19 protein-coding genes and 1 pseudogene are annotated in these 24,900 nt (G+C 57.5%); 6 read left to right on the top strand and 14 right to left on the bottom strand.

From position 1 onward, the window contains the following. Nucleotides 1-42: 42 nt before the first annotated feature. Nucleotides 43-282, top strand: coding sequence for a hypothetical protein (locus DPQ25_RS05265; protein ID WP_146740528.1), 240 nt, complete (start codon nucleotides 43-45; stop codon nucleotides 280-282). A 141-nt stretch (nucleotides 283-423) separates the two neighbouring features. Here DPQ25_RS05265 and ade read toward each other — a convergent pair whose 3' ends face one another. The 9 genes from ade to DPQ25_RS05315 form a co-directional block, all read right to left on the bottom strand. Continuing rightward, the gene (gene ade, locus DPQ25_RS05270) at nucleotides 424-2,091 is read right to left on the bottom strand and encodes an adenine deaminase (protein ID WP_112332138.1); all 1,668 of its coding nucleotides are present in this window, start codon (nucleotides 2,089-2,091) and stop codon (nucleotides 424-426) included. A gap of 121 nt (nucleotides 2,092-2,212) precedes the next feature. Further along, complete coding sequence (locus DPQ25_RS05275) at nucleotides 2,213-2,545, bottom strand: antibiotic biosynthesis monooxygenase family protein (RefSeq protein WP_112332139.1); 333 nt, start codon at nucleotides 2,543-2,545, stop codon at nucleotides 2,213-2,215. 338 nt (nucleotides 2,546-2,883) lie between these two features. Continuing rightward, complete coding sequence (locus tag DPQ25_RS05280; protein ID WP_146740529.1) at nucleotides 2,884-6,363, bottom strand: glucosidase family protein; 3,480 nt, start codon at nucleotides 6,361-6,363, stop codon at nucleotides 2,884-2,886. 700 nt (nucleotides 6,364-7,063) lie between these two features. Then, a complete protein-coding gene (locus DPQ25_RS05290; protein ID WP_112332142.1) occupies nucleotides 7,064-8,119 on the bottom strand; it encodes a uroporphyrinogen decarboxylase family protein in 1,056 nt (351 codons plus the stop codon). Nucleotides 8,120-8,418: 299 nt separating this feature from the next. Continuing rightward, on the bottom strand, nucleotides 8,419-10,599 hold the full coding sequence (locus DPQ25_RS05295; protein WP_112332143.1) for a DUF3825 domain-containing protein: 2,181 nt from the start codon (nucleotides 10,597-10,599) through the stop codon (nucleotides 8,419-8,421). Between the two features lie 322 nt (nucleotides 10,600-10,921). Next, a complete protein-coding gene (locus DPQ25_RS05300; RefSeq protein WP_112332144.1) occupies nucleotides 10,922-12,130 on the bottom strand; it encodes a DHHW family protein in 1,209 nt (402 codons plus the stop codon). A gap of 43 nt (nucleotides 12,131-12,173) precedes the next feature. Further along, nucleotides 12,174-13,571, bottom strand: coding sequence for an MBOAT family O-acyltransferase (locus tag DPQ25_RS05305; protein ID WP_112332145.1), 1,398 nt, complete (start codon nucleotides 13,569-13,571; stop codon nucleotides 12,174-12,176). A gap of 82 nt (nucleotides 13,572-13,653) precedes the next feature. Then, complete coding sequence (locus tag DPQ25_RS05310; RefSeq protein ID WP_112332146.1) at nucleotides 13,654-14,952, bottom strand: MBL fold metallo-hydrolase; 1,299 nt, start codon at nucleotides 14,950-14,952, stop codon at nucleotides 13,654-13,656. Then, nucleotides 14,939-16,633, bottom strand: coding sequence for an MORN repeat-containing protein (locus DPQ25_RS05315; RefSeq protein ID WP_112332147.1), 1,695 nt, complete (start codon nucleotides 16,631-16,633; stop codon nucleotides 14,939-14,941). Before DPQ25_RS05315 ends, DPQ25_RS05310 begins: the two co-directional genes overlap by 14 nt. A gap of 369 nt (nucleotides 16,634-17,002) precedes the next feature. Between DPQ25_RS05315 and DPQ25_RS05320 the strand changes: the two genes are divergently transcribed. From DPQ25_RS05320 to DPQ25_RS05335, 4 genes are all read left to right on the top strand, one after another. Beyond that, nucleotides 17,003-17,764: a DeoR/GlpR family DNA-binding transcription regulator gene (locus DPQ25_RS05320; RefSeq protein ID WP_177576856.1), complete on the top strand. Its 762-nt coding sequence runs from the start codon at nucleotides 17,003-17,005 to the stop codon at nucleotides 17,762-17,764. 172 nt (nucleotides 17,765-17,936) lie between these two features. Continuing rightward, nucleotides 17,937-18,212, top strand: coding sequence for a DUF4190 domain-containing protein (locus DPQ25_RS05325; protein ID WP_112332149.1), 276 nt, complete (start codon nucleotides 17,937-17,939; stop codon nucleotides 18,210-18,212). 140 nt (nucleotides 18,213-18,352) lie between these two features. Continuing rightward, complete coding sequence (gene lgt, locus DPQ25_RS05330; protein WP_112332150.1) at nucleotides 18,353-19,165, top strand: prolipoprotein diacylglyceryl transferase; 813 nt, start codon at nucleotides 18,353-18,355, stop codon at nucleotides 19,163-19,165. 18 nt (nucleotides 19,166-19,183) lie between these two features. Next, on the top strand, nucleotides 19,184-19,459 hold the full coding sequence (locus tag DPQ25_RS05335; RefSeq protein WP_112332151.1) for a DUF6809 family protein: 276 nt from the start codon (nucleotides 19,184-19,186) through the stop codon (nucleotides 19,457-19,459). Nucleotides 19,460-19,623: 164 nt separating this feature from the next. Here DPQ25_RS05335 and gpmI read toward each other — a convergent pair. The 4 genes and pseudogenes from gpmI to DPQ25_RS05355 form a co-directional block, all read right to left on the bottom strand. Beyond that, nucleotides 19,624-21,137: pseudogene (gpmI, locus tag DPQ25_RS05340) on the bottom strand (2,3-bisphosphoglycerate-independent phosphoglycerate mutase). Nucleotides 21,138-21,349: 212 nt separating this feature from the next. Beyond that, nucleotides 21,350-22,117 carry a triose-phosphate isomerase gene (gene tpiA, locus DPQ25_RS05345; protein ID WP_112332152.1) on the bottom strand — a complete coding sequence of 256 codons (768 nt, stop codon included), beginning with the start codon at nucleotides 22,115-22,117 and terminating at the stop codon, nucleotides 21,350-21,352. Nucleotides 22,118-22,233: 116 nt separating this feature from the next. Further along, entirely contained in the window at nucleotides 22,234-23,430 is a 1,197-nt protein-coding gene (locus DPQ25_RS05350) for a phosphoglycerate kinase (protein ID WP_112332153.1), read from the bottom strand. Between the two features lie 166 nt (nucleotides 23,431-23,596). Further along, the gene (locus tag DPQ25_RS05355) at nucleotides 23,597-24,097 is read right to left on the bottom strand and encodes a tRNA (cytidine(34)-2'-O)-methyltransferase (RefSeq protein ID WP_112332154.1); all 501 of its coding nucleotides are present in this window, start codon (nucleotides 24,095-24,097) and stop codon (nucleotides 23,597-23,599) included. A 79-nt stretch (nucleotides 24,098-24,176) separates the two neighbouring features. Here DPQ25_RS05355 and DPQ25_RS05360 point away from each other — a divergent pair, with 79 nt between their 5' ends. After that, nucleotides 24,177-24,422, top strand: coding sequence for a hypothetical protein (locus DPQ25_RS05360; RefSeq protein ID WP_242978237.1), 246 nt, complete (start codon nucleotides 24,177-24,179; stop codon nucleotides 24,420-24,422). Between the two features lie 92 nt (nucleotides 24,423-24,514). Here the strand turns inward: DPQ25_RS05360 and DPQ25_RS05365 are convergent, their stop codons facing one another. Beyond that, the gene (locus DPQ25_RS05365; RefSeq protein WP_112332156.1) at nucleotides 24,515-24,823 is read right to left on the bottom strand and encodes a MazG nucleotide pyrophosphohydrolase domain-containing protein; all 309 of its coding nucleotides are present in this window, start codon (nucleotides 24,821-24,823) and stop codon (nucleotides 24,515-24,517) included. Between the last annotated feature and the right edge of the window lie 77 nt (nucleotides 24,824-24,900).

Genomic DNA, 24,900 nt, shown 5'->3' on the forward strand with positions numbered 1-24,900 from the left:
AGGGAGGACACAAACCCTTATAACCAGCGGACGGCGGCGATCTTGGAGGAATTTGCCGGAATGGGGATTGCGGCCTCTAAGGGCAACACCGTTTTCCCGAGCGGAAATGCACTTAAATATCTGAGCGCATATTTTGACAGGGAGCGGACATATACCAGCCCGTACGCGGAGGACCCAACGGATATCCGCGCCTTGTGCGTCTCTCCGGACGGCGGCGTCCTGGGCGGCAATATCTGCCGGGCCGACATTCTGGATATTCTGAACGGCTACAACCCGGCATAACTAGACGCCAGTCGCAATGGCCCCTATTTCTTCTCGAAGCCCTACTATATCTATCAGGGTATTAAAGGCCAAGTAGCCGGCGCGGCCTCTTGTCAACCTTTTTATGGATATATCCGCCCTCTTTAAAGCTTATGCGGCGGTTCAGGAGACCTCGACCACGCCGAGGTCCGTGATGCGGATTTCAGGAAGGACGGGCAGCGCGAGGAAGCTTAGGGCGATGAAGGGGTCCATGGAAGGGTCCACGCCCATCTCCCGGGCCAACCCGGTGAGCGCTTGCAGTTTCACGGTAATTTCGGCGCAGGGTTTGTCGGACATGAGGCCCGCCACCGGCAGCGGCAGTGTGGCGAGCACCTGCCCGCCGCGTACCAGCGTAAAGCCTCCCTGCACGCGCTGAAGCTCTTGCACGGCAATATGCATGTCGCGGTCGCTGCCGCCTACCACAATCAGGTTATGCGAGTCGTGGGCCACGGTGGTGGCGATAGCGCCGTCCCGCAGGCCATAGCGGGCCAGCAGGCCCACGCCCATGCAGCCGGTGGCATGATGCCGCTCTACCACGGCTATTTTCAGCAGCTCCTTTTCCCGCAGCAGGCGTTCCGCCTCCGCAGCGGAAACCAGGGTTTTCCGGGTGATGATTTGGTTGGGAACCATATTGATGACGGGGTACGTCTCCTGCCCGGGCAGGCGGAAGGCTTCCTTTGCCAGTGGACGAATGTGGACGGAATGCAGAATTTCCGGCGGAATCGGCTGGCGGTGCGGATGAGCCGGGAGGCCGCTCACATTTTTTCCGTTTTGATAGACGCTGTGTACCCGGGCCTGCTCCAGGCTGTCCAGCACCACCAGGTCTGCCCGGAAACCAGGGGCAATCGCGCCGAGATCCCATAAGCGGTAGATGCGCGCGGCGTTGAGAGTAGCCAGCCTGTAGGCGGTGACCGGCGGCAGCCCCAGGGCAATGGCGCGCTCAATACAGCAGCGGATGGTGCCCTCTCGGTGAATATCCAGCAGGTGCTTGTCGTCCGTACAGAAGGCCAGGCCGGAAGTATCGAGCCCCTCACGCACAATCCCGGCGACAATGGCGTCCAGGTTTTTACTGCCGCTGCCCTGCCGGATCAGCACCGACAGGCCCGCGCGCAGTTTTGCCTGCGCCTCCTCAAAGGTGACGCTTTCGTGGTCGGTGCGGATGCCCGCGGCCGCGTAAGGCTGCAGCAACGGCTGCGCCGCAGGGAGATGCCCGTCCAGCACCTTGCCGCTGAAGAGGTCCAGCTTTTCCAGCACACCGGGCGCGCCGTCCGCCACCCCGTGAAAATCCATCATTTCCCCCAGCCCGGTCACACGGGGATGCGCCAGGAAGGGGGCTAGGCTTTCCGCCGTGAGCACGCTGCCCGCGTGTTCCAGCGCGGTACAGGGTACACAGGACGGCGCCTGGACGTAGTAGCGCATCGGCAGGCCCTCGGAGCGGTCCAGCATGAAGGCGATGCCCGCGGCTCCCGCAACGTTGGCAATCTCATGCGGGTCGGTAATCAGTGTGGTGACACCGTAGCGCAGCTCCTCCGCGCAGTAAACCTCCGGCAGAGCCATGGAGGACTCCACGTGGCAATGGGCGTTGATGAAGCCCGGCGACACGTAGCGGCCGTCCAGGTCCGCCGCATGCGGCCCGTCGTAACGGCCCACACCGGCGATCCAACCGTCCTTGACCGCGATGTCGCCCTCCAAAATCTCCCCGGTCAGCACCTGGATGATCCTTCCGTTTTTCAGAACAAGGTCCGGCTCCAGCTTGCCCTGGGCCGTGTCAATCAGTTTACGCCGGTCCATTTCGCACCCTCTTTCCTGGATGATTGGTTGTTTGCTGCCATGATACCATAAAGCAAATAGGAGCGCAACAAAATAAAATTCCCGGCTGGGTGCAGCCTAGGGAAAACGCCATGCAGGCTTTCTACTCCTTTATAAATTTTCTATCTGCTTCAGGAATACCGTTATCTGCCAAAACATAGCGTTCCACCTTCATGTGAAGGCCGTATTTTTCCCTAAGCCTTATAATTTGTGCCATCATCGGAGAAGCATGATGAAGATCGATGGAGCTTTGATCCTCCCAGCTGTCGATTAGAAGCAAAGTTTCTGTATCAGCCATTGGAAAGAAGTATTCATATTTAATATTTCCCTTTTCCCTGCGAATACTGTCGACGATTCCGGTTGAAAGCATTTCCTCTGCGAACTTTTTTGCATTTCCGTTTTTACCGCTATAATAGATGTTGATTGTAATGGCCATTTTGGTATGCCTCCGTAAAGTTTTATTTATAAGGATAGGCTGCGTCGTTCCCGGCTATTATAGAGCCAAGCAAGCCCGTAACGGGAGCTTAACGGCATCCTCTTTAAGCAGCGCTTAGGCTTTATCGTACACAGTACCGGTTAAGAAGTCAATAAGAGCTTCACATAAAAGGGGGGTATTGTCTGAAACATCAGGCAATACCCCCCTCAAAATTTTTACTTGCCCAGCCAACCCGTTTCCGGTACGGCCCGGTGCGCGTTTATTATAAGATGGGAACCGTAAAATTACAAAGTGCCGAAGATTTTCGGCTGTTAGGCTTTCATTCGTTTTACATGCTTCTACCGCTGCACATCGGGATCGGGCTCCGCCGGAAGATGCGCGGCGACTGCGAACAGCCCCGCGGCAGCGTCGGCCTCCAGTGCGGTGATGCGCAGCTCCTTCAATGAGACAAAGCGCCCGAAGTCGAGCTCAATCAGGTTGAATACGTTATTGTCCAGCGCCACCGCTGGGCTTTGGCTCCAAAATTCCCGCTGCGGGTACTGGGGCGGGACAGCCTGCGGGTAGTCCCCCGCCTCGGCCTCCTCGGGAAAGACCGGCAGTGCGCCGCGCTGCGTCCCCGGTACAAAGGTGGCAAAGCCGGCGATGACGCCGCTGCCGTAGCCCATATCCAGCGCGCCGGGGCTGCACAGCTCCCGGTGGAAAATGGGACGCATATAGGCGCCCTCGCGCCCGGCCTCGGCCTCCACGCGGAAAACGCGGGCGAAGGTGTCGGAATTATTGATAAAGGCGCACATCAGCAGATAGAGCTTTTTTATCCGCCTGCCGCCCATGGGCAGCGTGAGCACCGGATATTTTTCCTGGCTTATAGGCAGGAAGCCGTTGGGGTTCAGCGGCAGCGGCACACCGTCGATCACCTGCACCTGCTGGTAGCGGGTGAAAAAGTCCTTGAGGAAGATGTCCGGGTTTTGGAGGATGCAGCCCTGGTGAGCGTGCATGCCGAGCTCCCGCCAGGCCTCCGCGGGCAACACGGCTTCATCCGGAAGCGGCAGGCCCTCCACTCGTGCCGGTATGCCTGCCGCCTGTAACGGAAATTCCAGCGACAGCTGCGCGCCGGGACAGGAAAGAACGGCCCGGTTCTGCCCCGGCGAGAGCAGCGGCTCCAGTCCGGCCGGGGCAGGAAAACGGAGCTCCGCGCTGCTTCCCGCCGGGAGGCCGGCTCTGCCTGTGAGCGAACAGCCGCCGAACGTCAGCACACAGTTGCCGGTGATGGGCCGCGCGGTGTGGTTTTGTACCCGCAGCACCGCCTGGCGCGCCAACGGTTCCCAGGCTCCGGTGACAGTCAGCGCCGGGAGCAGGGTCAGCGTACAAGGCATGGAGAAGCTTCTCCCACCCTGGCGCAGCAGCAGTGCAAACTGCCTTCTTGCGAAGTTCATCATGCCCAATGGGCCGAATTTTTCATAGGGCGTAAGCAGGCCGGTGCGGACTCGTGCCGTGAGGAGGCCGCCGGCTATAACGGCATGCTGGAACAGGCCGCAGCGGTCATCCAAGCCAATCAGCTCGACGCTGCCGTCCGTACCGGACAGCGAAAAGCAGACCTCGTCTCCGCAGGCTGCCGTCTGCGGGCCGTCGATGGACAGAGAGAGCGGCAGCAGGCGCCAGCTGACGCTGATGATGGTATCCGTACCCAGATCGGCCTCGGCTTCAAACCAGCCGCACTGCGGAACCGTGCGCACGGGAACCTCGCGGCCGTTGACGGAAACGGAAATGGAGCGGTAGGGGGCACAGCGCAGACGCAGCAGCTTGCGGGTATGGTCGCCATCCGCGTGCAGCTCCAGGCGGCAGGCGCCGTCCTTCTTTTCATAGCGTATAGACAGCCCGGGCAGGGTCAGCCCGGCGGAGGGCCAGTCCTCGGGCATACAGGGGGCGAGCACGGTTTCATTCCGGATGGCATCGCGGCTGAGGCCGAATATGGATTCAATGACAGCCTGGGCATAGACCGCGGCGGAGGGAGAGAAATAGGCGAAGCGGGTCTCATTGGCGGTCTCCGGCCAAGCGCCGCGCTGATAGGGGCCGCAGACGCGCTTGGCGATGAACTCCAGGGGCCGGACGGCGGCCTGCGCATCGCCCACGGCCGCATAGGCCGCCGTGGCGAACGGCTGCATGTCGGAGCCGCACTGCATGCCCCAGGTGGGGACGTCCCAATAGGCATGGTCGCCGAAGTGGTTGGATTGATAAATTTCCCCCTCCGGCCCGCTCAGGCGATGCTTGAGGTGGTCGAGGGCGCTCTTGCTGTCAAAGGCGTCGAGCTGGCCGTAGATCACGGGATAGGCGATGCCGTGGTAGGTAGTGTCGAGGCGCTTTTCGCCTACGCTATCCTCATACCAGGCATAGCGGCCCAGGTCGGGCAGCCAGAGAGTCTGGCGCAGCTGGTCCAGGCAGTATGCGGCGTGCGCGCGGTAACGCGCGCCCTCCTCCGGCTTGCCGAGCAGCTCCTTGAGCTCGGCCATAATTTCAAGCATGCGCACCCCCTCGCTGCCGGTTGCCGCGCCCTTGCCGGGGGTGCTCTCCATATCCTCCTGATTGCCGATCTGTGTGCTCCAGCCGATGACTCCGCTGCCGGTGGGGTCATACTCCGCAAAGCTCTGCTTCAGGGCGCGCTCCATAAAGGGCTCTGCCTGGGCGGCAAAGTCCAGGTCGCCGGTCATGCGCACATAGTGCAGCACCTCGCGCAGGAAAAACTGGTTGTTGCCACCCCAATCGCGGCGGCCTTCGCCGTTGGGGCACAGGTCGGGAATCGCGCCGTTGTCAAACACACGCTGCATCTGGGCGGTCAGGCAGGTTTTAACCCGCTCGGAATGTCCGTTCCACTCTTCTGCGGCGGTATGCTCCATGTGCCACATGGTGGGCCAGTGCTGGATGCTTTCAATCCAGCCGTAAGGCTCCAGCCATGCATATTCCAGGTGGTAGAGCGCGTGGGTGAAGGCCTCGTTGAGGTTCGCGGAGGGCGTATCCAGCCGCCAATGCTCACACAGCCCGCGATAGTAGGCCTGGATCCGCAAGATCTCCGCCGCCGCGTCCGTCTGAGCGAGCTGACGGGCCCGCTCGCGGCTGCGGGCAAAGCCGGCTGTGAGGCAGAGCTGGTTCCGCGCGGTGTGCGCGACGGCGTAGGCGCCGCAGCTCGCGCCGCAGTTCGCGCCGCAGTCTGCGCCGCGTCCGGTAACGGCTTCAGGCAGGGTCTCCACACGAAAATCCGCGTCCGCGGAGACGGCGGTGAACAGCGGCACGGTCCCATGGGACAGGAAAACAGTACTTCCGTCCAGCTCCGCGCTGCTTTCCTCGCAATCAATCTGATCCCCAGCCATGGAGACGTTGGGGGAGTAGTGCATAAAGGCAATTTTGCCGCCGCCGAATTTCAGCCAAAGGCCCGTTTCGCGTTCACAGGAGATGCGCAGTACGGCGCCGCCCTCCCATGCGTCCGGGGCGCGTCCGGCCATGAGCGGGTAGAGCTCGGCGGTCAGAGAGCCGCCGTCCGCCAGGACAGTGCGGCTGACCAGGCCGCCTGGCACGTTGTCTGCGGTGGTCTCCGCAGTGCAGGCTTCCCAGGTAAGCCATGTGGGCGACTCATTGCCCACGCCGACGACAAGCTTTGCCAGCACCACATGCTCAGACCCGCGGTGAACAATATTATCGTAGGTCATCAGTGCCATGTTGGGGTAGGCTTGGCGCATAAACACCATGCTCTGGCCCCAGGCGCTCGCCCGCTCATCCTGGTATTTCAGCGTGGGCTGCGGTTCGGGCAGGGTTCTCCGTTGATTCATAACAAACACCTCTCCATTTGTCTGAGGGCAATCCCCATAGCCGGTTTTGCAGGGCTGCCGGGAACTCAGAAAATCGGTTTTATAATAGCATGGATATGCGGGTAAAACAAGTGCTTTATAAAAAAGCCCGCGGATAAGCTTCCGCGGGTCCGTGTGCTGGAGCTTTTGATGGAAAAGGAGGCGGTTGCTCATTTACTGTAGTGAATGTCCCGTTTTACTTTAAGGTTTGTAAAATATTTTTAACGATATAGGATGGTTTTCCCAGCAAAAGCATTTGAGCCTTTTGGTTTTCGAGATTGACCTCACACAGCATTTTACGAAGCTTCCATGAGGGCAGATCAATGTCGCCGCTTCCCCACATACAAACGATTTTTTTAATTTTAGTATCATGATTGGATTTCAATTCATTTAAAAAAGAAAATTCAACCGCATTTTCTTCTGACAACGCATTCGCAATGATTTTATGATAAATTTTTTGTTTGTCTGTTAGGACTACTATGCATTGGGTGTAGGCTTGTAGCTTGACTTTTTTTAAGCTGTTTTCTGCGATTTCAAGGATTTTATAATATTCCTCCAGGCTCCACCCTCCTGTGAAGTCAATAACTTTTATTGGTTTTCATAAAACGTAAACGGCGCAGAACGGCAGGTATTGTATCACCGTTCTGCGCCGTTTTCTAAAGAACGGCAAGCGCCGCGGGGGTCAGAGCTCGCGGGAGACGCTGTAGAGCGCCTCGATATTTTCCAAGGGGACGTCGCCCTCGAAGCCTTGGCTGGCCATGAGGATATAGCCGCCATGCGCGCCGAGCAGCTCCATGTAAGCGCGGGCCTCGCGCTGCACCTGCTCCGGGGTGCCGCGGGGAAGCAGGCTCTGGGTGTCGATCCCACCGTGGAAGGTAAGCTGCCCCTCATAGCGGGCTTTTAGCTCCTGCGGATAGAGGCCCGGGACCTTTTGCAGCGGTTCCAGCACATCCACACCGCAGGCGATCAGCTCCGGGATGATGGGCGCCACGGCGCCGCAGGAATGCTGCTGGTAGAAGGCGCCGTATTCGTGTGCCAGCCGGACCAGGCGGCGGGTATTTTCGGCAAAAAATTCCCGCCACATCTCCACGCTGAACAGCAGAGAAATCTGCGTACCGTAGTCGTCATGCGGGCGCAGAATGTCCAACCGGCCCCCGGCGGCCTCAAAACAGCGCCGGTAAAATTCGAGTTCAAAGGCGACCATTTGGTCCAGAATATACCGGGCGGTCTCAGGATGGTCAACCATTAGCAGAAAAAACTCCTCCATGTCCATGAGAAAGGTAACCATCTGGAAGGGCCCCTCATGGCCGAAGATCAACGCCTTGCCGGGGTAGCGTGCGCACTGCTCCGCCAGGCTGGCGTAGTCGAACCAATCCGGGGAAGGAAACCGGTAGCCCTTTTTTACATCGTCGATGGTCTCCATTCCGGCAAGGGGAAAATGGGTGGTGACCGGGTAGGTGTCCACACCGGTCGCATGAAGCGTGCTCTCGTGCCCCCAAAACGAGGTCACGACCAGCTCGCCCCGGCTGTTTTTGCGGGTTTTCAGTTCCGGACCGATGTAGCGCGGCCCAACCGGAACAATATCAACCTGGTACCGCTCCAGCAGCTGGTCCATATTTGTGTAGCCATAGTGCTTCAGCAGCTTTTCGTTGACCGGGCCCACAGCCTCATAGGCGGCTGGAACCCGGTCCGGTTTTTCATGGCGGATGGCTGCTCTCACGCGTTCCTTTGAAGTCATTGGGAATCCTCCTCCAACTCGCCGTACTACCGGCCCAACACGGCAGTCCGCATACCCGTGCGGCGCCGGCGGCTTGCCGTGCATTTTTGCGGGCCGATGATCGCTGCACACATTATAAACGACAGCGCTTTGAAATGCAATCATGAAATTGGCGCTGGCGGTACGGGTGGCAGCCGGGGATGGGCTTGCCCTTGGGCGGGAACGCGAAAGGGCCCCGGAACCGTGCGCGGCTTATAGAAGCCGGAGGTCCGGGGCCCTTCTTCGGGTTTCATGGTTTTCTGCCAAAGCAGAAGCCGGGGTTAATCATCGTCGTAATCGCCGTCGCTGTAAATGGTCTCGGAATCCAGCCATTCGCTGTTGGGGCGGCAGAGCAGGCGACCGTCCAGGTACGCCTGCTGCAGGGTTAAAATGGTCTGGCCTTGGTAATTGCCCGAGGAAGTCAGTTCCACCACCAGGGCGGCATCCGCACGGTTGTCGTTTTGCAGGGCGAGCGGAAGCATCAGGCTCATGACGTTGCGCGTGGGGAAATAGCAGGGAATGGCGGTTTTGAAGTTCCAGCGCACCTGCTTGCGGGCAAGCTCAATCGCATCCTCCAACCGGTTGCGCATCCGGTTGAACAGCCGCGGCGTGGAGGCGATTAAATCGCTCAGCTGCCGGTAAAAGCGCTTCCTGGCGGCCCAGTCCTGTCCATCTTCAATTTCGTCTATCAGTTCTTGCGCTTCCTCTGCCCCACGGCATTCTTCGCGGATAAAATCCAGCGGCAGGCGGGAGATATTGTCCAGCAGAATGTGTTCATAATCGGTGTGCAGCTCCTTCTCCAGGTCGAAAAGCAGGTCGCCCCTGCGCTCAAAGTAGGAGGCAGGCTGAGGAAGAGGGTTGAAATATTCAACCAGCTTTTTGCCTGTGCCGCGTCCGGCTGCCGTGCAAAATTCCAGAAAGCGCCATTGGGTCTGATATTCGCCGTCGTCATCCTGCGCTTCAAAGCAGGCGTAAATGTCGTCATAATAGGGCGAAACCAGCCCGGTGTTGAAGGCGGCGAAGCTTTTATGCTCTGAAATACAGATTTTATCCTCCAGCTGAAGGCGGTAAAAGGTGTATTGGATATATTTTTGCAGAATGAAATATTCCTTTTGCGTGCTGCCCTCAAAGTCCCAGGGCTCCGGCAGGGCTTTTTTTGCCAGCTCCTCTAAAAAGCTGGGCCAGGACCCCAGAAAGGCAAAGCGCTCCAGCATTTTGCCGGGGATGTTGGCCTCCCGGCGGTCGGCGCCTGCAAAATTGAGGTACCAACGGACATTGGCGGCGTTTGTCTCTTTCAGCGAGGCAACCATGGGGGCCCCGTTCAGCGCCGTGATGTTGAGCGAAAATACATAGGCGTCGCCTCTGCGGCGGAAATCGCCGGACTGGCGGGCCTTTCGGTAGCTTTCCCTCAAATCGCCCAGCAGTTCGCCGGAGGGCTGCTCCTCGGCGCCGGTAACCTCAAGGTTCAGCTTGGCAAGGGTCTTTGGGGGCAGCAGGATGGTGCCGTCCATTTCCAGCGGCAGCGGAAGGGATATTTTTGCGGCGTTGGCATGGATGGCTGCCGGGCGGTGCGGATAGCTCCAGGCGGGAACGGCGTGAATGGTGATCAGCGTTTGGGGAACGCCGCCCATAACGGCATCATCGAGGGTGAGAAAATCGGTCAGGCAGCGCAGCAGCTCCTTCATCTTTTGAAAGCCATAGCGCTCCTTGGTATGGCCGGACTCATTGAGTACCAGGCTGACACGCGCCATGTGGAGCTTTTCCTCCAGCGGCAGGGCCGCGCAAAGCGCCAAATAAATTTCCCTGCGGTCCTGCTCGGAGAGCGGGGAAGCCGCCGGTATTCCGCCGGGAGCGGCATGGGCCGCCTGCATGGCTGGAGCCGCCGGGGAGGCTGCGGGGCCTGTCCGCGGCAGCGGGGACTCAAAGGAAAAATGCCAGGGACGCCCGTCCATTTCCTGGTAGCGGTTTTCGGTAAGGATAACCGTGGCGTGCGGCGTGGTATAGCGCAGGCAGGAACCGCCGTCCTCCAGGGCGCCGCTTGCCCGGGCCTCCTCAAAGGCCTGGGCAATTTCGTCATAGACGTCCTCCAGCGTCATGTTGAACAGCGCGGCATATGCGGCTGTGGATTTAGAGGGCACGTTTACCAAGGAATAAAAAGACGCATCCGCTTCGTCATAGCCCTCGTCAGAGCCATCGTAGCTGCCGCCGTCAGAGCCCGGCTGCCAGTGGTGCAGTACGACGTACTGCTCCGGGTTGATGGTGCCGTTGGGAATTTCATAAAAGGTGAGAAATTCCGGGAGGTCCAAAAGCAGGCTTTTCATTTTAATATAGCCGTAATTCCGGCTGTAAGCGCCGTTTTTGGTCATCCACAGCGATATGCTGGAGAGAGGAATTTCCGTTTCGGTTGGAAACCTCTGGGTAAGCAGCTGATAAATATAGCTTTTTTCATTTAGATCCATCATTTAATATTACTTCCTTATTATTTCTTAGGTATTGCAAAAAGGGTGCCTCTTTTGCAATACGGTGTTAATTTTTCAAAATCCTTGTTTCTTAAATAAAATGCTTTTGTTTGTTATAATTTTATCATATAGGAATAATGAAAGCAAGGAGTTTTCAGACGCAGTGCGGTGAGAAGTTTACGCATAAAACCGGGAAATAATCCGGTGGTGAACCAGATGCGTCAGCGGTATAACCGCATGCTACAATAAAAACCGCCGGCTAACGGTTGCCAATGGTAAAGGGCCAATGTTAGCAGGCGGATTGTTTAGGAATCAGGGCCGGCCGTCAGGCTGCGCCGCCCGGTTTGGGCGCCAGCAGGCGGCGGGAGACATCGGTGTCGCAGAGCTGCTTGATGCTGTAGATGGCGGCGATGTCGGTGATTCCGTTTTCGTCGATATAGGTGTACAGATTTTGCGCATAATAGCGCAAATCAACCACATGGATTTCAGAAAAGTTTGTCGCCAGGAAGGGGATCATGCTGTTTGCGTAGGAATCCTTGAGGATCATCAGCTTGCGTTCGCTTTTAACATCGCTGTTGCGAATGACGTCTACACTGTGGTTGCCGCCGAGGAAGGTGGAATATTTATCCTTTTTCCCCAGGTATTCCTCCCAGTAGAGACCTTCGCGCGTTTCCGAGCCGGTGGTCTGAGTGATGTGCTGCGGCTCCTTCAGTATTGGCAGGTACATGGAGTCCGGTTCCTGGAAAGGGGAAATGGCTTTAGAGTACAGCGTGCCGTAAAAATCATTACTGACCAGCTTAAATTCAAACTGGCTGCGGTCGGTGGGGGTAAAGCCCATTTCCTTCGCCAACGCGGTGTAGCCCACATAGGCGCCCTCGGTGTTCCAGTGATGGTCGGTCTTATAATAGTAGTCGCCGTTCCAGAGGTTCAGGGCATCAAACAGGTCGACAACAGCGCCGTTTTCACCAATGGCCGCGCGGAGGGCCTCGAACTCCTCGCGCTGATTATGGCTGTAGGAGAAGAGCGGCAGGTTCTGGGCCTGTTCCTGCGCGCCGGAGGGCACGGGCACCACATAGAAGGGAAGGCCGGCGCCCTCGCAAAAGGCGGCAAGGCCCTTCACGTTTTGGGCAAAGACCTGGTCCTTGTTTGGCAGCAGGACTTCATACAGGTGGCCGTTGCCGCCAAAATAGACGCCGCCCTCAGCGGGAACGGAGCTGTAGTTGCCGCCGACATCGCGGAAGCCGAGCCCGAGCTTAACGGTGGTGCTTAGTGAGATGAACGCCTGCCGCAGCATGAAGTGGTCGCCCACATAGGACTCCGCGGAGGACATGAAGCTGCCGTCAGCCAGATTCTCCAGCGAAAGCTGGGGAATTTCCTCCAGCGCGCGGTTTTCCTCCTCTGAAAATGTCTGCTTCGGTACAAAAGCCAGATAGGCCAGGCCGGCTAATATGGTGACAAACAGCAGCAGGGTGACGGCAAGATATTCCGGTTTGCACTGCTTGACGCTTTCTTTAAACGCTTCCATTTTTTTCATGCGCTGTATTTTCTCCTATCTTTCGTCAATAAAGCGGGCGCCTTTAAAATTTTGCGTACAGGAAGGGGCTGTAGGAGCTGTTGACCAGGAAGGAAAGGGTGATGATGAACAGGCCGGCAACACCCAGCGCCCACGCCACCTTGCCGGCGGTTCCGGCGTTGCGCAGCTTCTCAAACAGGTTGCGCGCCAGCGGCCCGCTGCACAGCGCCGCGATGAGCATCAGCAGCCCGTAGGTCAGCAGGGCGTAAAGCCCCAGGCTGGTTGCGCCCTCGGGGGCAAAGCCGAACATGGAGGCAAGCACGGAGAAGGCCTGTCCAATATCGGTGTAGGAAAAAAACAGCCAGCCGATGGCCGCCGCCAAAAAGCTGTACAGCCAGCGGAAAAAGGCGGGGATTTTGTCGAGCACTTTTTTTTGCAGAAAGAGCTTTTCCAAAATGATGAGCACGGCGTAATAGGCGCCCCAAAAGGCAAAATTCCAGCTGGCGCCGTGCCACATGCCGGTGAGCACCCAGACAATCGCCAGGTTACGCACGGTACAGAGCCGGCCCTTGCGGTTGCCGCCCAGCGGGATATAAACGTACTCGCGGAACCAGCCGCCCAGGGTCATATGCCAGCGGCGCCAGAACTCCGAAACGCTTTGCGAGACATAGGGGTGGTCAAAGTTTTCCGGCAGCTCAAAGCCAAACATTTTCCCCAGGCCAATGGCCATGTCAGAGTAGCCGGAGAAGTCAAAATAAATCTGGAAGGTAAAGGCCAGGATGCCCATCCATGCGGTAAGGGTGGATGGTGTGCCAAGATACTGCACGCGTTCCGCCAGGATAGCGAGGTTGTCGGCGATTAGCACTTTTTTGAAAAGGCCGGTCAAAAAGCGCTTGGTTCCCTCGGTGAATTTCTCAAGGGTTTCCCGCCGGTTCAACACCTGGGCCTGAAGCGCCTCATAGCGCACAATGGGCCCTGCCACCAGATGCGGAAAAAACGAGAGGTAGGCGGCAAAGTCGATGATGTTGCGCATGGCGGGCGCCTCCCGGCGGTAAACGTCGATGGCGTAGGACATGCTTTCAAAGGTGTAAAAGGAGATGCCGATGGGCAGCGCGACCTCGGGAATGGAGAGGCCCAGCCCGGTGACGGCGTCAAAGGTGCCGACCAGCATGCCGGCATATTTAAAGAAGCCCAGCAGTGCCAGGTTGATGACAATGTTGATGGTGATAAACAGCTTGGCCTTCCCGCGCCGGTCGATAAACCGGGCAACGCAGAGGCCGCAGGCATAGTCCACCAGGATGGTGAAAATCATGAGCAGAACATAGATTGGCTCGCCCCACGCATAAAAAACCAGGCTGAAAAGAACAAGGCACAGGTTCTTGAATTTGCGCGGAACCAGGTAATAGGCGACGAGCACAAGCGGCAGAAATATAAAAATGAAAAACAGGCTGCTGAATATCATGGCAAACTCCCTAACATATTCTTTTTGCGCAGTACCGAGGTTACTATTATTTTACGTGATAAAGGTGGAAATATCAAGAAAATCAGTTGATTTGTACGGGCAGATTGTCGCAGAGGCAGGAACGCCGCCCAGCAGCGCCAACAATAAAGATGCCGCAGTCCGGGGACTGTTGGGCGCCGCATACATAGGGGCATTTAATCGTCAGCCCTGCGCCGTTCGCCAGGTCGTAACACACGGCCATGCGGTTGCAGGAGCAGCCGCTGACGGCGTACCAGTCACAGGCGCTGCAGTTGGTGCAGTGCTTGACGGCAGGCAGCTCAAGATACGCGGGGGCGATTTTTCCGGCCTTTTGGTAGTCGCCGTTGCTGACGAGGATGTGGCTGGACGATATTTCAGAAAGCAGGTGGCTCCAATGGCTGGCGGTGCCGTGGTGCGGGGCCTTAATGATGTAATAATTCTCATAGAGCAGCTCTGCGAGGGCGTCGAGGGTTTCCGGCGAGGCGTCGCCGGTCATGAGAATATCGTCCGTGCTGGCCTCCTGGGTACGGCGGTTGTGAAAGACGACGCTCGCGGCGTTGAGCTCCTCGGTATAGGCGGCCTTGGTAACCGGGCGGTTCAGGATCTCCTGGATGTCGGGCGCGGAGGGAAGCAGGTTGACGGCGGGCAGCAGCGCATCGATTTCGGCGAGCAGGCGGGAGCATTCCGCCACGCGCAGCGCATCGAGCGGGCCGCCTGCGCAGCAGGCAAGGTAAGCCTGGCAGAAAGCATTTTTCAAGGCAAGGAACTGCCTGGCGCACTCGGGCAGGAAGGGGGAGCTGAGGCAGACGTTCATCTCCTCCACCGCACCGGCGAAGAGGTCGGAAAAAACGCAATCCCGGCGCGGAGGCCATAATACGTCGTAGGTCACGCCGTCAAAGCCGAAGCAGTCGCCCTGCCCCACAGGAACCACCTGGGCGGCAGGCGTGAGCTGGACGGCACGCTCCAGAATCTTCAGGGAAGAAACGTTGACAATGGCATAGTCCGTCTGGCGGCCGAGAAAGCTGTAGACGAACAGGGCAAACTCCAGCAGCAGCGGGCTTCCATAGCGGTCGCAGGGCTGGGCGGGCAAAAAAATGCGCTGGAACCAGCCGGGCCTGGCGGACAAAATCTGCCTCAAGCCGCACAGGTGGTCCCGGTGGAAATGTGTCAGCAAAAAGGAGCGCTCCGGGCAATTGCCGTAAAGCTCCAGCAGCGTGGGGTTGACATAGGCGGTGAAGGGAACATCCCGTTCACGGATTTTCTGGTTGCTGCTGCCGCAGTCCACCATGAGAATGCCGCCGTTGTGGCCGTTGAGAACAACGCATTCACCGTACTCGACATTGTGCAGGTCAACGCTTTTCATCGCAGTCCTCCGTTTGCTCTGCCTTAAACAGGCAGTAGCCCTCTACCCGTTGGTCCTCACGCCATTCTCCGCAGTAGACGGCCTTGCCGTCCGCATACTCGGTTCCCTGTCCATGGCGCTTGCCGTCCTTCCATTCCCCGGAGTAGATCACCTGTCCATTTTCGTCAAAGGCGGTGCCGCGGCCGGTGGGGATGTTGTTTTCCCAGTTGCCCACGAAGAGGGAACCATCCCGGGCGCTGAAGGCAACGCCCAGGCCCTGGCGCTTGTTCTGCCGCCAGTTGCCGATGTAGCAAGGCTTTCCGCTCTTGTAATAATAGGCCCCAAAGCCGTCCCGTTTATCCTGGCGGTAGCCGCCCTCGTAGGCCGTACAGCCGTTGGACATCTGTGTGCGCCCGCGGCCTTCGCGCAGCCCCTGGGCGATGCCGCCGAAATAGAGGTAGCTCTCCCGGGCGCTGACGACGATGCGCTTGGCCGCGGTAATGGCGTCCGGCGCCAGAGGGCCCTCCATGCCGGCTGGGCCGGGTTCGGCGGCCTTGCTTTCCTTCGGCTGAGGTTCGCCGGAAGCGGGGGCGGGCGTGTTTGGCGCCGGATTCTCCGCCGGATCCTCCGCTTTTTCCGCCTTCAGCGGCCGGGGGGCCTCCTCGCCGCCTTCGGCTTGCAGTTGGCCTGCCGGGGCTGCGCCGTGTGTCTCAGACGGCTTGCCCGGGGCCTTTTCACCTGTCAGGCCGGGGGCGTTGACGACGCCAGCCAGCCCGCAGGCCGCCACGCTGTATTTTTGCGGCGGCGTTCCGTTGGGCCCGGTATCCGCCGGCCCAGCCCGGCCTGCCTCTTCAGATGCCGGGAGCTCCGGATCATTGAAGAGGGAAAGTTCATGGTTGGCGGCATATTCCAGCGGCGCTGCGGAAAGCAGGGCCGCCCCGGCGGCCGGGCCGGGTTCATGCTTCTCCGGAACGGCTTGTGTGGCAGGGGCATCAGGCTGGGTATTGTCGATTAGGACAAAGCGATCCAGCTCGTCGGGCTCTTCAGGCATGAGAAATAATTCCTCTGAATTTCCCTGGACGGCTAAAAAGGCGCTCCGGCGCGCGGAGTCTTCCGGGGTGCAGAGGTAAAAGCGGCCCGCGGAGGTTTCCGCGACCAGATCCGGTTCGCCGAACATACCGTTGAGCAGGGCGTTCTGTGCGGGCTCGGGAACCGGGAAGAACACCAGCGCCGAGCGGCGGTATTCCTGCGTGGCGGGGTCCAGCTCCAGACAGCTGACGCCGCTCCCGGCGGGAAGCAGGTAGAGCGTGGGCTTGGCATAGGAGATGTCCGAGGACGAATCAGCGGGGCAGCCGTAATAGGCTGTTTGCAACCATTGGTGGCCGTAGCCGAAACGCGCCCGGCTCAGCGGCGCGCCGTTTTCGGCATAGGTTGTCAGGCTCCAGCCATAGTCCTCGCTACATGCTTCCTGCATTACCCGTTTTCCGCTTTTTTTCAGCCACTCAAAGCTGCGCTTGGACAGGCGGTACCAGACCTTTACCGGAACGCCGTTTTCGGCGCCCTGCAGCTTGCCTTTAACAGGCCTGCCGCCCGTCAGGAACTCCCTGCGCAGGCGGCAAAGCGGCGCATCGGGCAGCAGCAGCCCGTCGCGGGAGAGGACATGTATTAAATAAACCACAGGGAATAGGCTTTGTTCATTCATAGGTATAATCTCCGATTCTTAAGAGGGAAAATCAAGCCGGGCGCCCTGGCAGTCCGCCGCGCCAAGCGGTTATGATGATTTATCTATTATAATTGATTTTTGACAGAATGTATAGTCAAAAATGATAGGATATGATAAAATAAGCTCACAAGGTAAAAGCCTGTCATATTGGGCGGCAGCGAACAATAAACTATAGAGAGGGCTTTTGCGGCTCATGGGGAGCCGGGGAAACGGGCCCCGGCCTCTGCCGTTATGCCCTTTAGCCCGGGGGCGCGCCTGCGCCTTTCGGCATCTAGGAATAAACCGGGCTCCGGGGCATAAAAGTTGGCGGGGCCGTTGATTGTTTTGAATCCGGAAGGGATGTACAACATGCTAGCCTATGAAAGAAAACAGCAGATTTTAGAAATTATGCGCAGCGGCAACCGCGTGGTTACCGTGGACCAGCTTTGTAAGAGCATCTATGCCAGCGGCGCGACGATTCGCCGCGACCTGAAGGAGCTGGAGGAGAGCCAGCTGATCCGCCGCACACACGGCGGAGCGATCTTGGTGGAGGGCACCACCAGCGAGGACCCGCTGGCCTTCCGAGAAAATCAAAATTCCATGAAGAAGCAAATTATTGCGGAGCAGGCCAAGCGGCATATCCGTGACGGCATGACCCTGTTTTTTGACTCCAGCACCACGGTGTATTTCCTGGGAAAGACGCTGGATAAGTTCAGCAACCTCAAGGTTATTACCAACGGCCTCAAGGCCGCCCTGCTGCTGAGCGAGTACAAAAACATGACGGTTATGTGCACCGGCGGGCTGCTGCGGGAAAACTCCAAATCCCTGGTCGGGCTTTCCGCCAAGGAGTATGTCAGCCGTTACAACGCGGACCTGGCCTTTATGTCCTGCAGGGGCTTCAGCGTGGAAAACGGCGTTTCCGAGGCCAGTGAGGATGAGTATTATGTGAAGCGGCAGTTTTTGCAAAACAGTAAAAATGCGATTTTAATGTGCGATACATCCAAATTAAACAAGGATTACCTCTGCAAGCTGGCTCCTCTGAGCGAATTTTACGAGGTTATCACGGAAAAAAAGGAAATTAACGATTTATGCAACAAGCATACAAAAATACATCAAAAGCAGCGCTCGTAAAAGCTTTATTTTTGCAAAAGGGAGTTGATTTTTGGTTGCTCATCCCTTATACTATTGTGTAGATTCACTTTCCGCAGGAAGAGGCCGCTGCTGCGGTTTTAAAGGATGGGGTCTCTGCTCTATCGGAAAGGGTTTTGATCTTATTATTCTTATTGTTCTGGAGGGTAAGTCAATGGAAAACAACAAAAATGGAAAAGCAATAGCTTCAATGGTGCTCGGCATCGTCGGCCTGGTCTTTGTGTTCTTTGGTTATTTTGCTTTCATCGGCATCATAGCGTCAATTGTGGGCCTGATCCTCGGTATTATGGCCAAGAAGCAGCAGCCCAGCGGCATGGCTACGGCGGGCATCGTCCTGTCCATCATCGCGCTGGCCCTGTGTGCAATTACCTTCATTGCCTGTGTGGCCTGCGTCGGCTGCCTTGCGTCAGCCCCGGCTTTTTATTATTAAGAGGCTGTAAATTAAACTCAGCACGAACCTGAAGGAGTTGAAGTGGCGGAGGCCGTTTTCAGCTCCTTTTTTATCTATCAACCGAAAATTGTTGTGGGACATTAAGTTTAGGATTTTTAAAACAGGAGAGGAGTGGCAATTTGCTGCCGGCGGTAGAAATATTTGGCTTTAAAGTCGCTATGTACGGCCTGCTAATCGTCGTTGGCGTGGGCCTTGGCATGGCTGTCGCGGCTCTCCGCGCGAAGAAAAACGGGCAGACTGCCCAGGATGTGCTTTTTGGCGGGATTTTTGCCATTATTGGCCTGGTAATCGGTGCAAAGCTGCTGTACCTGGCGACTATCCTGCCGGGCATCGTGCGGAATTTTTCGTATTTATTGGACCACCCGGAGAGTATCGCCGCGCTGCTTTCCGGCGGCTTTGTTTTTTACGGCGGCTTGATTGGCGGTATATTCGGGCTTTGGGTGTACACAAGGATGTATAAGCTGAATTTTTGGGGGATGACGGACGCCCTGGTGCCCTCTGTGCCTTTGATGCATGCATTTGGGCGGCTGGGGTGCTTTTGCGCGGGCTGCTGCTATGGCATGCCATTCCCTGCGCCGCTGGGCTTGTCCTTCGATGCCTCGCCGGTCGCGCCGCACGGCGTTACCCTGTTCCCTGTTCAGCTGCTGGAGGCGTTTTTGAACCTCATCATTTTTGGGGTGCTGCTTCTGTACGCGCGGAAGCCGCGCGGGCGGGGAAAGATCATCGGCTTGTACATGTCCGCATATGCCGTCATGCGTTTTCTGCTCGAGTTTCTGCGCTTTGACGCGGAGCGGGGCGGGTTCTGGGGGCTTTCTACTTCACAGTGGATCAGCCTGATTTTGTTGCCCATAGGACTTTACCTGTTACTGACGAATAAAAATAAAAAGCAAAATCAAGCGGGATCTTCAGAAGCTTCCCGCAGCCAGTGTTAATGAGGAGGATATAAAAATATGATCGATGAACAGATTCGCAGCCTGTACCAAATTGCCGGTGACCGTGAATGCCCGTTGACAGATTTGCTGTCTTCCGGTTTTCGTGAGAGGCTTCAGGACATGAGCCGTGCCATGGATCAGCTGGTCAATTCCCTGCAGCCGGATCAGGCCAAGCTGGCGGGCCGGTATTTTTCGGCCTGCCGTGAGGTGACACGCCTGCGCCGGCTGGAGGAGTTTGCCACCGGTTACCAGATGGGCCGCCGGGTTCATTCCTTTGAGCAGCTTGCAAAATAAAGGGCGCCCGTGGTTGCCGCGAGCTTTAGCTGTAAACGTCTCCAGGGGCAAAAGCAAGCCGTATGGAGGGCAGTAAAAAAGAGGCGGTTGTTCTATTTGAACAACCGCCTCTTTTGGCATCTGTTTTTTAGGGCTTCATACCGTCCATTTGCCGGGCTGCCTATTTATTCAATAATGCTCCGGCCGTCCATTTCCTGCGGCTGGGGCAGGCCGAGAATCTTGAGCATGGTCGGGGCGATGTCCGCCAGGCGGCCGCCCTCCCGCAGCTTGCAGGGATAGCCCACCACGCAGAACGGAACAGGGTTGGTGGTGTGGGCCGTAAACGGGGATCCGTCCTCGTCAAACATGTGGTCCGCGTTGCCGTGGTCCGCTGTAATCAGGGCGACGCCGCCCTTGGCCAGAATAGCGTCCGTGACCCGTCCCACACACTTGTCAACGGCTTCAACGGCGGCCTTTGCCGCGTCAAAGATGCCGGTGTGGCCGACCATGTCGCAGTTGGCGTAATTGAGGATAATCACGTCGTAACGATCCTCCGCAATGGCGGCAAGCAGCTTGTCGGTGACCTCGTAGGCGCTCATCTCGGGCTGGAGGTCATAGGTCGCGACCTTGGGAGATTTAACGAGGATCCGGTCCTCGTCGGGGTACTGCTTTTCAACACCGCCGTTGAAAAAGAAGGTTACGTGAGCATATTTTTCTGTTTCCGCAATCCGCAGCTGAGTCAGGCCGTGCTCGGAAATATACTCGCCGAAGGTGTTAGCCAGCGACTGCGGCTTGAAGGCCACCTGCACGTTGGGCATGGTGGCATCATACTGGGTCATGCACACATAGGTCAGCGGGAAAAAGCCCTTCTTGCGCTCAAAGCCGGTGAAATCCGGGTCCACGAAGGTACGGGTGATCTCCCGCGCGCGGTCGGGACGGAAGTTGAAGAACACCACCGAGTCGTTGGCGCCAATCATGCCGCTCTTGTCCACTACAGTGGGTACAACAAATTCGTCGGTGACCCCGGCAGCGTAGGAATCTGCCACAGCTTGAACAGCGCTGGCGGCCTGGACACCCTCGCCGTATACCATGGCGGCGTAAGCCTTTTCCACACGCTCCCAGCGGTTGTCGCGGTCCATGGCATAGTAACGGCCCATCACCGTGGCAATTTTGCCCACGCCGGTTTCGCTCATCTTGGCCTCGCATCCGGCAACAAAGTCCTTGCCGGAAGAGGGCGGTACGTCGCGGCCGTCCAGCAGTGCGTGGACATAGACCTTCTCCAGGCCCGCGCCTTGGCCATCTCAAGCAGGGCATAGAGGTGCGTGATGTGGCTGTGCACACCGCCGTCGGACAGCAGGCCGATGAAATGCAGCGCGGCGCCGTTTTTCTTGGCATTGTTTACAGCGTTGAGCAGCGCCTCGTTTTTGGCGAGCTCGCCGTCCTTGGCGGCCTTGGTAATACGGGTCAGCTCCTGGTAGACGATGCGGCCCGCGCCGATGTTGGTGTGGCCGACCTCGCTGTTGCCCATCTGGCCGTCGGGAAGGCCCACATCCATGCCGGAGGCGCCGATTTTAGTAAGCGGGTAGTTTTGGAACAGGCGGTCCAGGTTCGGCTTATTTGCCGCGGCAATGGCGTTGCCCTCTTTCGGGGCGATGCCAAAGCCGTCCAGAATCATTAAAATTAACGGTTTTTTTGCCATAATTAATCTCCTTCTCGCCGGGCGGACGGTAAACCGTGCCGGGCAACAAATCGTGCTTCCTCACAGGAAAGCCGTTTTCAACGGCCTCAAGAAGGCCGGAACATTAAAACAGAAATCCGCCGCGCGTATCAATTTCACGTGCGGCGGATCAAACGGCATCAACTGGCTGTAAAACGGTCCGCCATCAGGCCCGAAAGGGCCGGCAGGCTGCGTTAACGGGAGGCGGCTTTTACAATTTCGGCAAAGTCGGCGGGCTTCAGGGAAGCGCCGCCGATCAGGCCGCCGTCCACATCCGGCTGGTCCAGCAGCTCGGCAGCGTTCTGAGCGTTCATGGAGCCGCCGTATTGGATGGTGAGCGCGTTGGCGGCAGCCCAGCTATAGAGGCCGGCGACCGTCGAACGGATCAGGGCGCAGACCTCGTTGGCCTGCTCGGCGGTTGCGGTCTTGCCGGTGCCGATGGCCCAGACCGGCTCATAGGCGATGATGACACGCTTGAGCTCGTCTGCCGAAACACCCTGTAGGGCAATTTTTGTTTGCAGGGCGACAACCTCGCCGGTGATGCCCTGCTCGCGCTGCTCAAGGTATTCGCCCACGCAAAGGATGACGGTCAGGCCGTTATCCAGCGCGGCGCGCACACGCTTGTTGACGGTTACGTCCGTCTCGCCAAAGTAGGTGCGGCGCTCGCTGTGGCCAATAATGACATAGGGCACGCTCATGGCCTTGAGCATGGGCGCGGAGATCTCGCCGGTATAGGCGCCGGAGGCCTCCCAATGGCAATTTTCGGCGCCGATGCCGATGTTGCTGCCCGCGGTGGCGTCCAGGGCGGTTTGCAGGTCTACAAACGGCACGCATGCAACAACGTCGCATTTCGCGTTCTGCACCAGGGGCTTAATGGCCTCCAGCAGTTCCCTGGCCTCGCAGGGCGTCTTGTTCATCTTCCAGTTTCCCGCAATAACAGCTTTTCTCAGAGCTTTGTTCATGGTTTCGGTTTCCTTTCTTTCTCATGAGTCAATCATGGCATATTGAAATGGCGGCCGCTAAAACACGAAAAGGGAGGGGGCCGGACCCCCGCCCCTTTCCGGTGGAAAACAGCCTTTTATTCTTTCTCGTTCAAGCAGGCAATGCCCGGCAGCTCAAGGCCCTCGAGAAACTCCAGGGAAGCGCCGCCGCCCGTGGAGATGTGCGTCATCTTGTCGGCAAAGCCGAGCTTTTCAACCGCAGCGGCGGAGTCGCCGCCGCCGATAATGGAAATGGCGCCGCTTTCGGCAACAGCCTTGGCCACGGCAATGGTGCCGGCGGCAAAGTTCTCCCATTCAGAAACGCCCATCGGGCCGTTCCACACCACGGTGCCCGCGCCCTTGATGGCGCCGGCAAACAGTTCCCTGGACTTCGGGCCGATGTCCAGGCCCATCCAGCCGTCGGGAATGGTGTCGGAGTCAACCGTTTTATACTCGGTGTCGGGTTTATACTCGGTGCCGACCACATTATCGACCGGAATCAGGAACTTGACGCCCTTTTCCTTCGCTTTGGCCATGGTGTCCTTCGCCAGCTCCACCTTGTCGTTTTCACAGATGGAGGTGCCGATGGAATAGCCAAGCGCGTTCATAAAGGTGTACGCCATGCCGCCGCCGATGATGAGGGTGTCGACCTTGTCGAGCAAATTGGTGATGACGCCGATTTTGTCGGAGACCTTTGCGCCGCCGAGAATGGCGACAAACGGGCGCTTCGGGTCGGAGAGCGCGCCGCCCATGACGGAGATTTCCTTTTGAATGAGGTAGCCGCAGACGGCCGGCAGGTAATCCGCGACGCCGGCGGTAGAAGCGTGGGCGCGGTGTGCTGTGCCGAACGCATCGTTTACGTAGATGTCTGCCAGGGAAGCCAGCTCCTTGGCAAAGGCCGGGTCGTTCTTTTCCTCTTCCTTGTGGAAGCGGACGTTTTCAATCAGCTCCACTTCGCCGTCCTTCAGGGAAGCGGCAATGCCCTTTGCGCTCTCACCGACGACGTCGGCTGCCATTTTGACCTCCTGGCCCAGCGCGCCGGAGAGGTATTTGGCGACGGGCGCCAGGGAGTATTTCATGTTGAACTCACCCTTCGGGCGGCCCAGGTGGGAGCACAGGATGACCTTGGCCTTATGGTCAATCAGGTATTTGATGGTCTTCAGGGCCTCGTTAATCCGCTTGGGGTCGCTGATATTGCCTTCCCCGTCAAACGGTACGTTGAAGTCACAGCGGACCAGAACTCTTTTGCCGGCGACGTCGATATCCTCGACAGTCTTTTTGTTCAGGTAGTTCATGTACAGCACTCCTTTTATATTTCCTATATCAGTACTTCCAATTTTAACCGCATCTATTATACATGGATGAGCGGGCGTTTTCAAGCGGGTTTGATGAATTTGTTAAAAATCCTACAGATGTCTATTGCCCCAAAACGCCGTCTTTCATTCATTTTTACCGCCGGGCTTACCAGGATAGGCGGTGCAGCTCGCCCTGGCGCAGCATGCCGGGGTAATCCCACTGGCGCAGCACCTCGTACACGCCGACCGCGACGGAGTTGGAAAGGTTGAGGCTGCGGGCATCCGGGTGGTTGCGCATGGGAATGCGCACGCAGTGCTCCCGGTTGGCGCGCAGCAGCTCCTCCGGCAGGCCCGCCGTCTCCTTTCCGAACACCAGGTAACAGCCGTCCGGATATTGCGCCTGGGTATGCGTTTGGCGTGCCTTGGTTGAAAAATAGAAAAAATTACCGGTATTTCGCGCGAAAAAATCGGAAAGGCTATCATAGAAGGTAATATCTAAAAGATGCCAGTAATCCAGCCCCGCGCGTTTCAATTTTTTATCGTCGATGCGAAAGCCCATCGGGCCCACCAGGTGGAGCCGCGCGCCCGTTGCCGCGCAGGTGCGGGCGACGTTGCCCGTGTTCTGCGGAATTTCGGGCTCTACCATGACGATGTTGAGTTCAGCCATGTTGATCATCCTTTGTTCGTTCAAAATTCAGTATTCCCAAAAAATTGCTGAGATATTGCGCCGTCAGGAGGGAAAGCTAATGTCGGAACTATGTTCCATCCAGGGGATTCGATTATTTTTAAAAGTTTGGAGGTTTTGCCAGATGTATAAGTCCACAACCAACTTCATTAAAGGTATTACCGCGGGCGCTGTGGCGGGCATCGCCGTAGCCGCCGTGGGCAGCAAAATGATGAAGGACAACAAGCACTTGAAAAAGAGCGTCAACAAGGCCATGCATGCCGCGGGCGACGTGATTGGCAACATGGAGAGCATGTTTACAAAGTAAGCGGCGTAAACGGCGCTCAGGGAAAAGGACGGCGGAACGCCGTCCTTTTTTCTTTGCGGCTTTGGGCGCGCCCGCCTTTGGCGCTATTGCAGCTACACATCAAAAATACACTTTCTTCCATACTTTTCAGCATTCAGCTTTTCCTTTAAAGCAGCGCATGCTGTTAAATCAATTTCGAGTATATTGGCAAGACATACGGTGTAATAGAGAACATCATATAATTCCTCTTCAACGGTGCCTTTTATACCGCCGCAGCTTTCCAAACGCCGGCCTTTTCTGATGGCCTTGGCAAGTTCCCCGACTTCTTCCGCCAGCTTATAAAAATATTGATCTGCCGCATGGTTTTTATGGTCAATGGCTGCAATAGCCGTTTGAAGCTCTTTCAATGTGATTTCTTTCATTACGTTGTACCTCCTGGTTAGAACAGTTTTTGCGCCCGAAGGGTGTGTTAAAGGGGAATTTTTCCGTGTCCCATCTG

Origin of the sequence: Hydrogeniiclostridium mannosilyticum, from assembly GCF_003268275.1 — a bacterium.
GTDB classification, from domain to species: Bacteria; Bacillota; Clostridia; order Oscillospirales; family Acutalibacteraceae; genus Hydrogeniiclostridium; species Hydrogeniiclostridium mannosilyticum.

Excerpts from the sequence above, each read along its gene's own strand:
- DPQ25_RS05295 (WP_112332143.1), bottom strand. The coding sequence starts at position 10,599 with ATGATGGATCTAAATGAAAAAAGCTATATTTATCAGCTGCTTACCCAG.
- DPQ25_RS05315 (WP_112332147.1), bottom strand. The coding sequence starts at position 16,633 with ATGAATGAACAAAGCCTATTCCCTGTGGTTTATTTAATACATGTCCTC.
- DPQ25_RS05360 (WP_242978237.1), top strand. The coding sequence starts at position 24,177 with ATGTCGGAACTATGTTCCATCCAGGGGATTCGATTATTTTTAAAAGTT.
- DPQ25_RS05280 (WP_146740529.1), bottom strand. The coding sequence starts at position 6,363 with ATGAATCAACGGAGAACCCTGCCCGAACCGCAGCCCACGCTGAAATAC.
- DPQ25_RS05275 (WP_112332139.1), bottom strand. The coding sequence starts at position 2,545 with ATGGCCATTACAATCAACATCTATTATAGCGGTAAAAACGGAAATGCA.
- DPQ25_RS05335 (WP_112332151.1), top strand. The coding sequence starts at position 19,184 with ATGATCGATGAACAGATTCGCAGCCTGTACCAAATTGCCGGTGACCGT.
- DPQ25_RS05365 (WP_112332156.1), bottom strand. The coding sequence starts at position 24,823 with ATGAAAGAAATCACATTGAAAGAGCTTCAAACGGCTATTGCAGCCATT.
- DPQ25_RS05305 (WP_112332145.1), bottom strand. The coding sequence starts at position 13,571 with ATGATATTCAGCAGCCTGTTTTTCATTTTTATATTTCTGCCGCTTGTG.
- DPQ25_RS05355 (WP_112332154.1), bottom strand. The coding sequence starts at position 24,097 with ATGGCTGAACTCAACATCGTCATGGTAGAGCCCGAAATTCCGCAGAAC.
- DPQ25_RS05325 (WP_112332149.1), top strand. The coding sequence starts at position 17,937 with ATGGAAAACAACAAAAATGGAAAAGCAATAGCTTCAATGGTGCTCGGC.
- DPQ25_RS05290 (WP_112332142.1), bottom strand. The coding sequence starts at position 8,119 with ATGACTTCAAAGGAACGCGTGAGAGCAGCCATCCGCCATGAAAAACCG.
- ade (WP_112332138.1), bottom strand. The coding sequence starts at position 2,091 with ATGGACCGGCGTAAACTGATTGACACGGCCCAGGGCAAGCTGGAGCCG.
- DPQ25_RS05320 (WP_177576856.1), top strand. The coding sequence starts at position 17,003 with ATGCTAGCCTATGAAAGAAAACAGCAGATTTTAGAAATTATGCGCAGC.
- DPQ25_RS05350 (WP_112332153.1), bottom strand. The coding sequence starts at position 23,430 with ATGAACTACCTGAACAAAAAGACTGTCGAGGATATCGACGTCGCCGGC.
- tpiA (WP_112332152.1), bottom strand. The coding sequence starts at position 22,117 with ATGAACAAAGCTCTGAGAAAAGCTGTTATTGCGGGAAACTGGAAGATG.
- DPQ25_RS05300 (WP_112332144.1), bottom strand. The coding sequence starts at position 12,130 with ATGAAAAAAATGGAAGCGTTTAAAGAAAGCGTCAAGCAGTGCAAACCG.
- DPQ25_RS05310 (WP_112332146.1), bottom strand. The coding sequence starts at position 14,952 with ATGAAAAGCGTTGACCTGCACAATGTCGAGTACGGTGAATGCGTTGTT.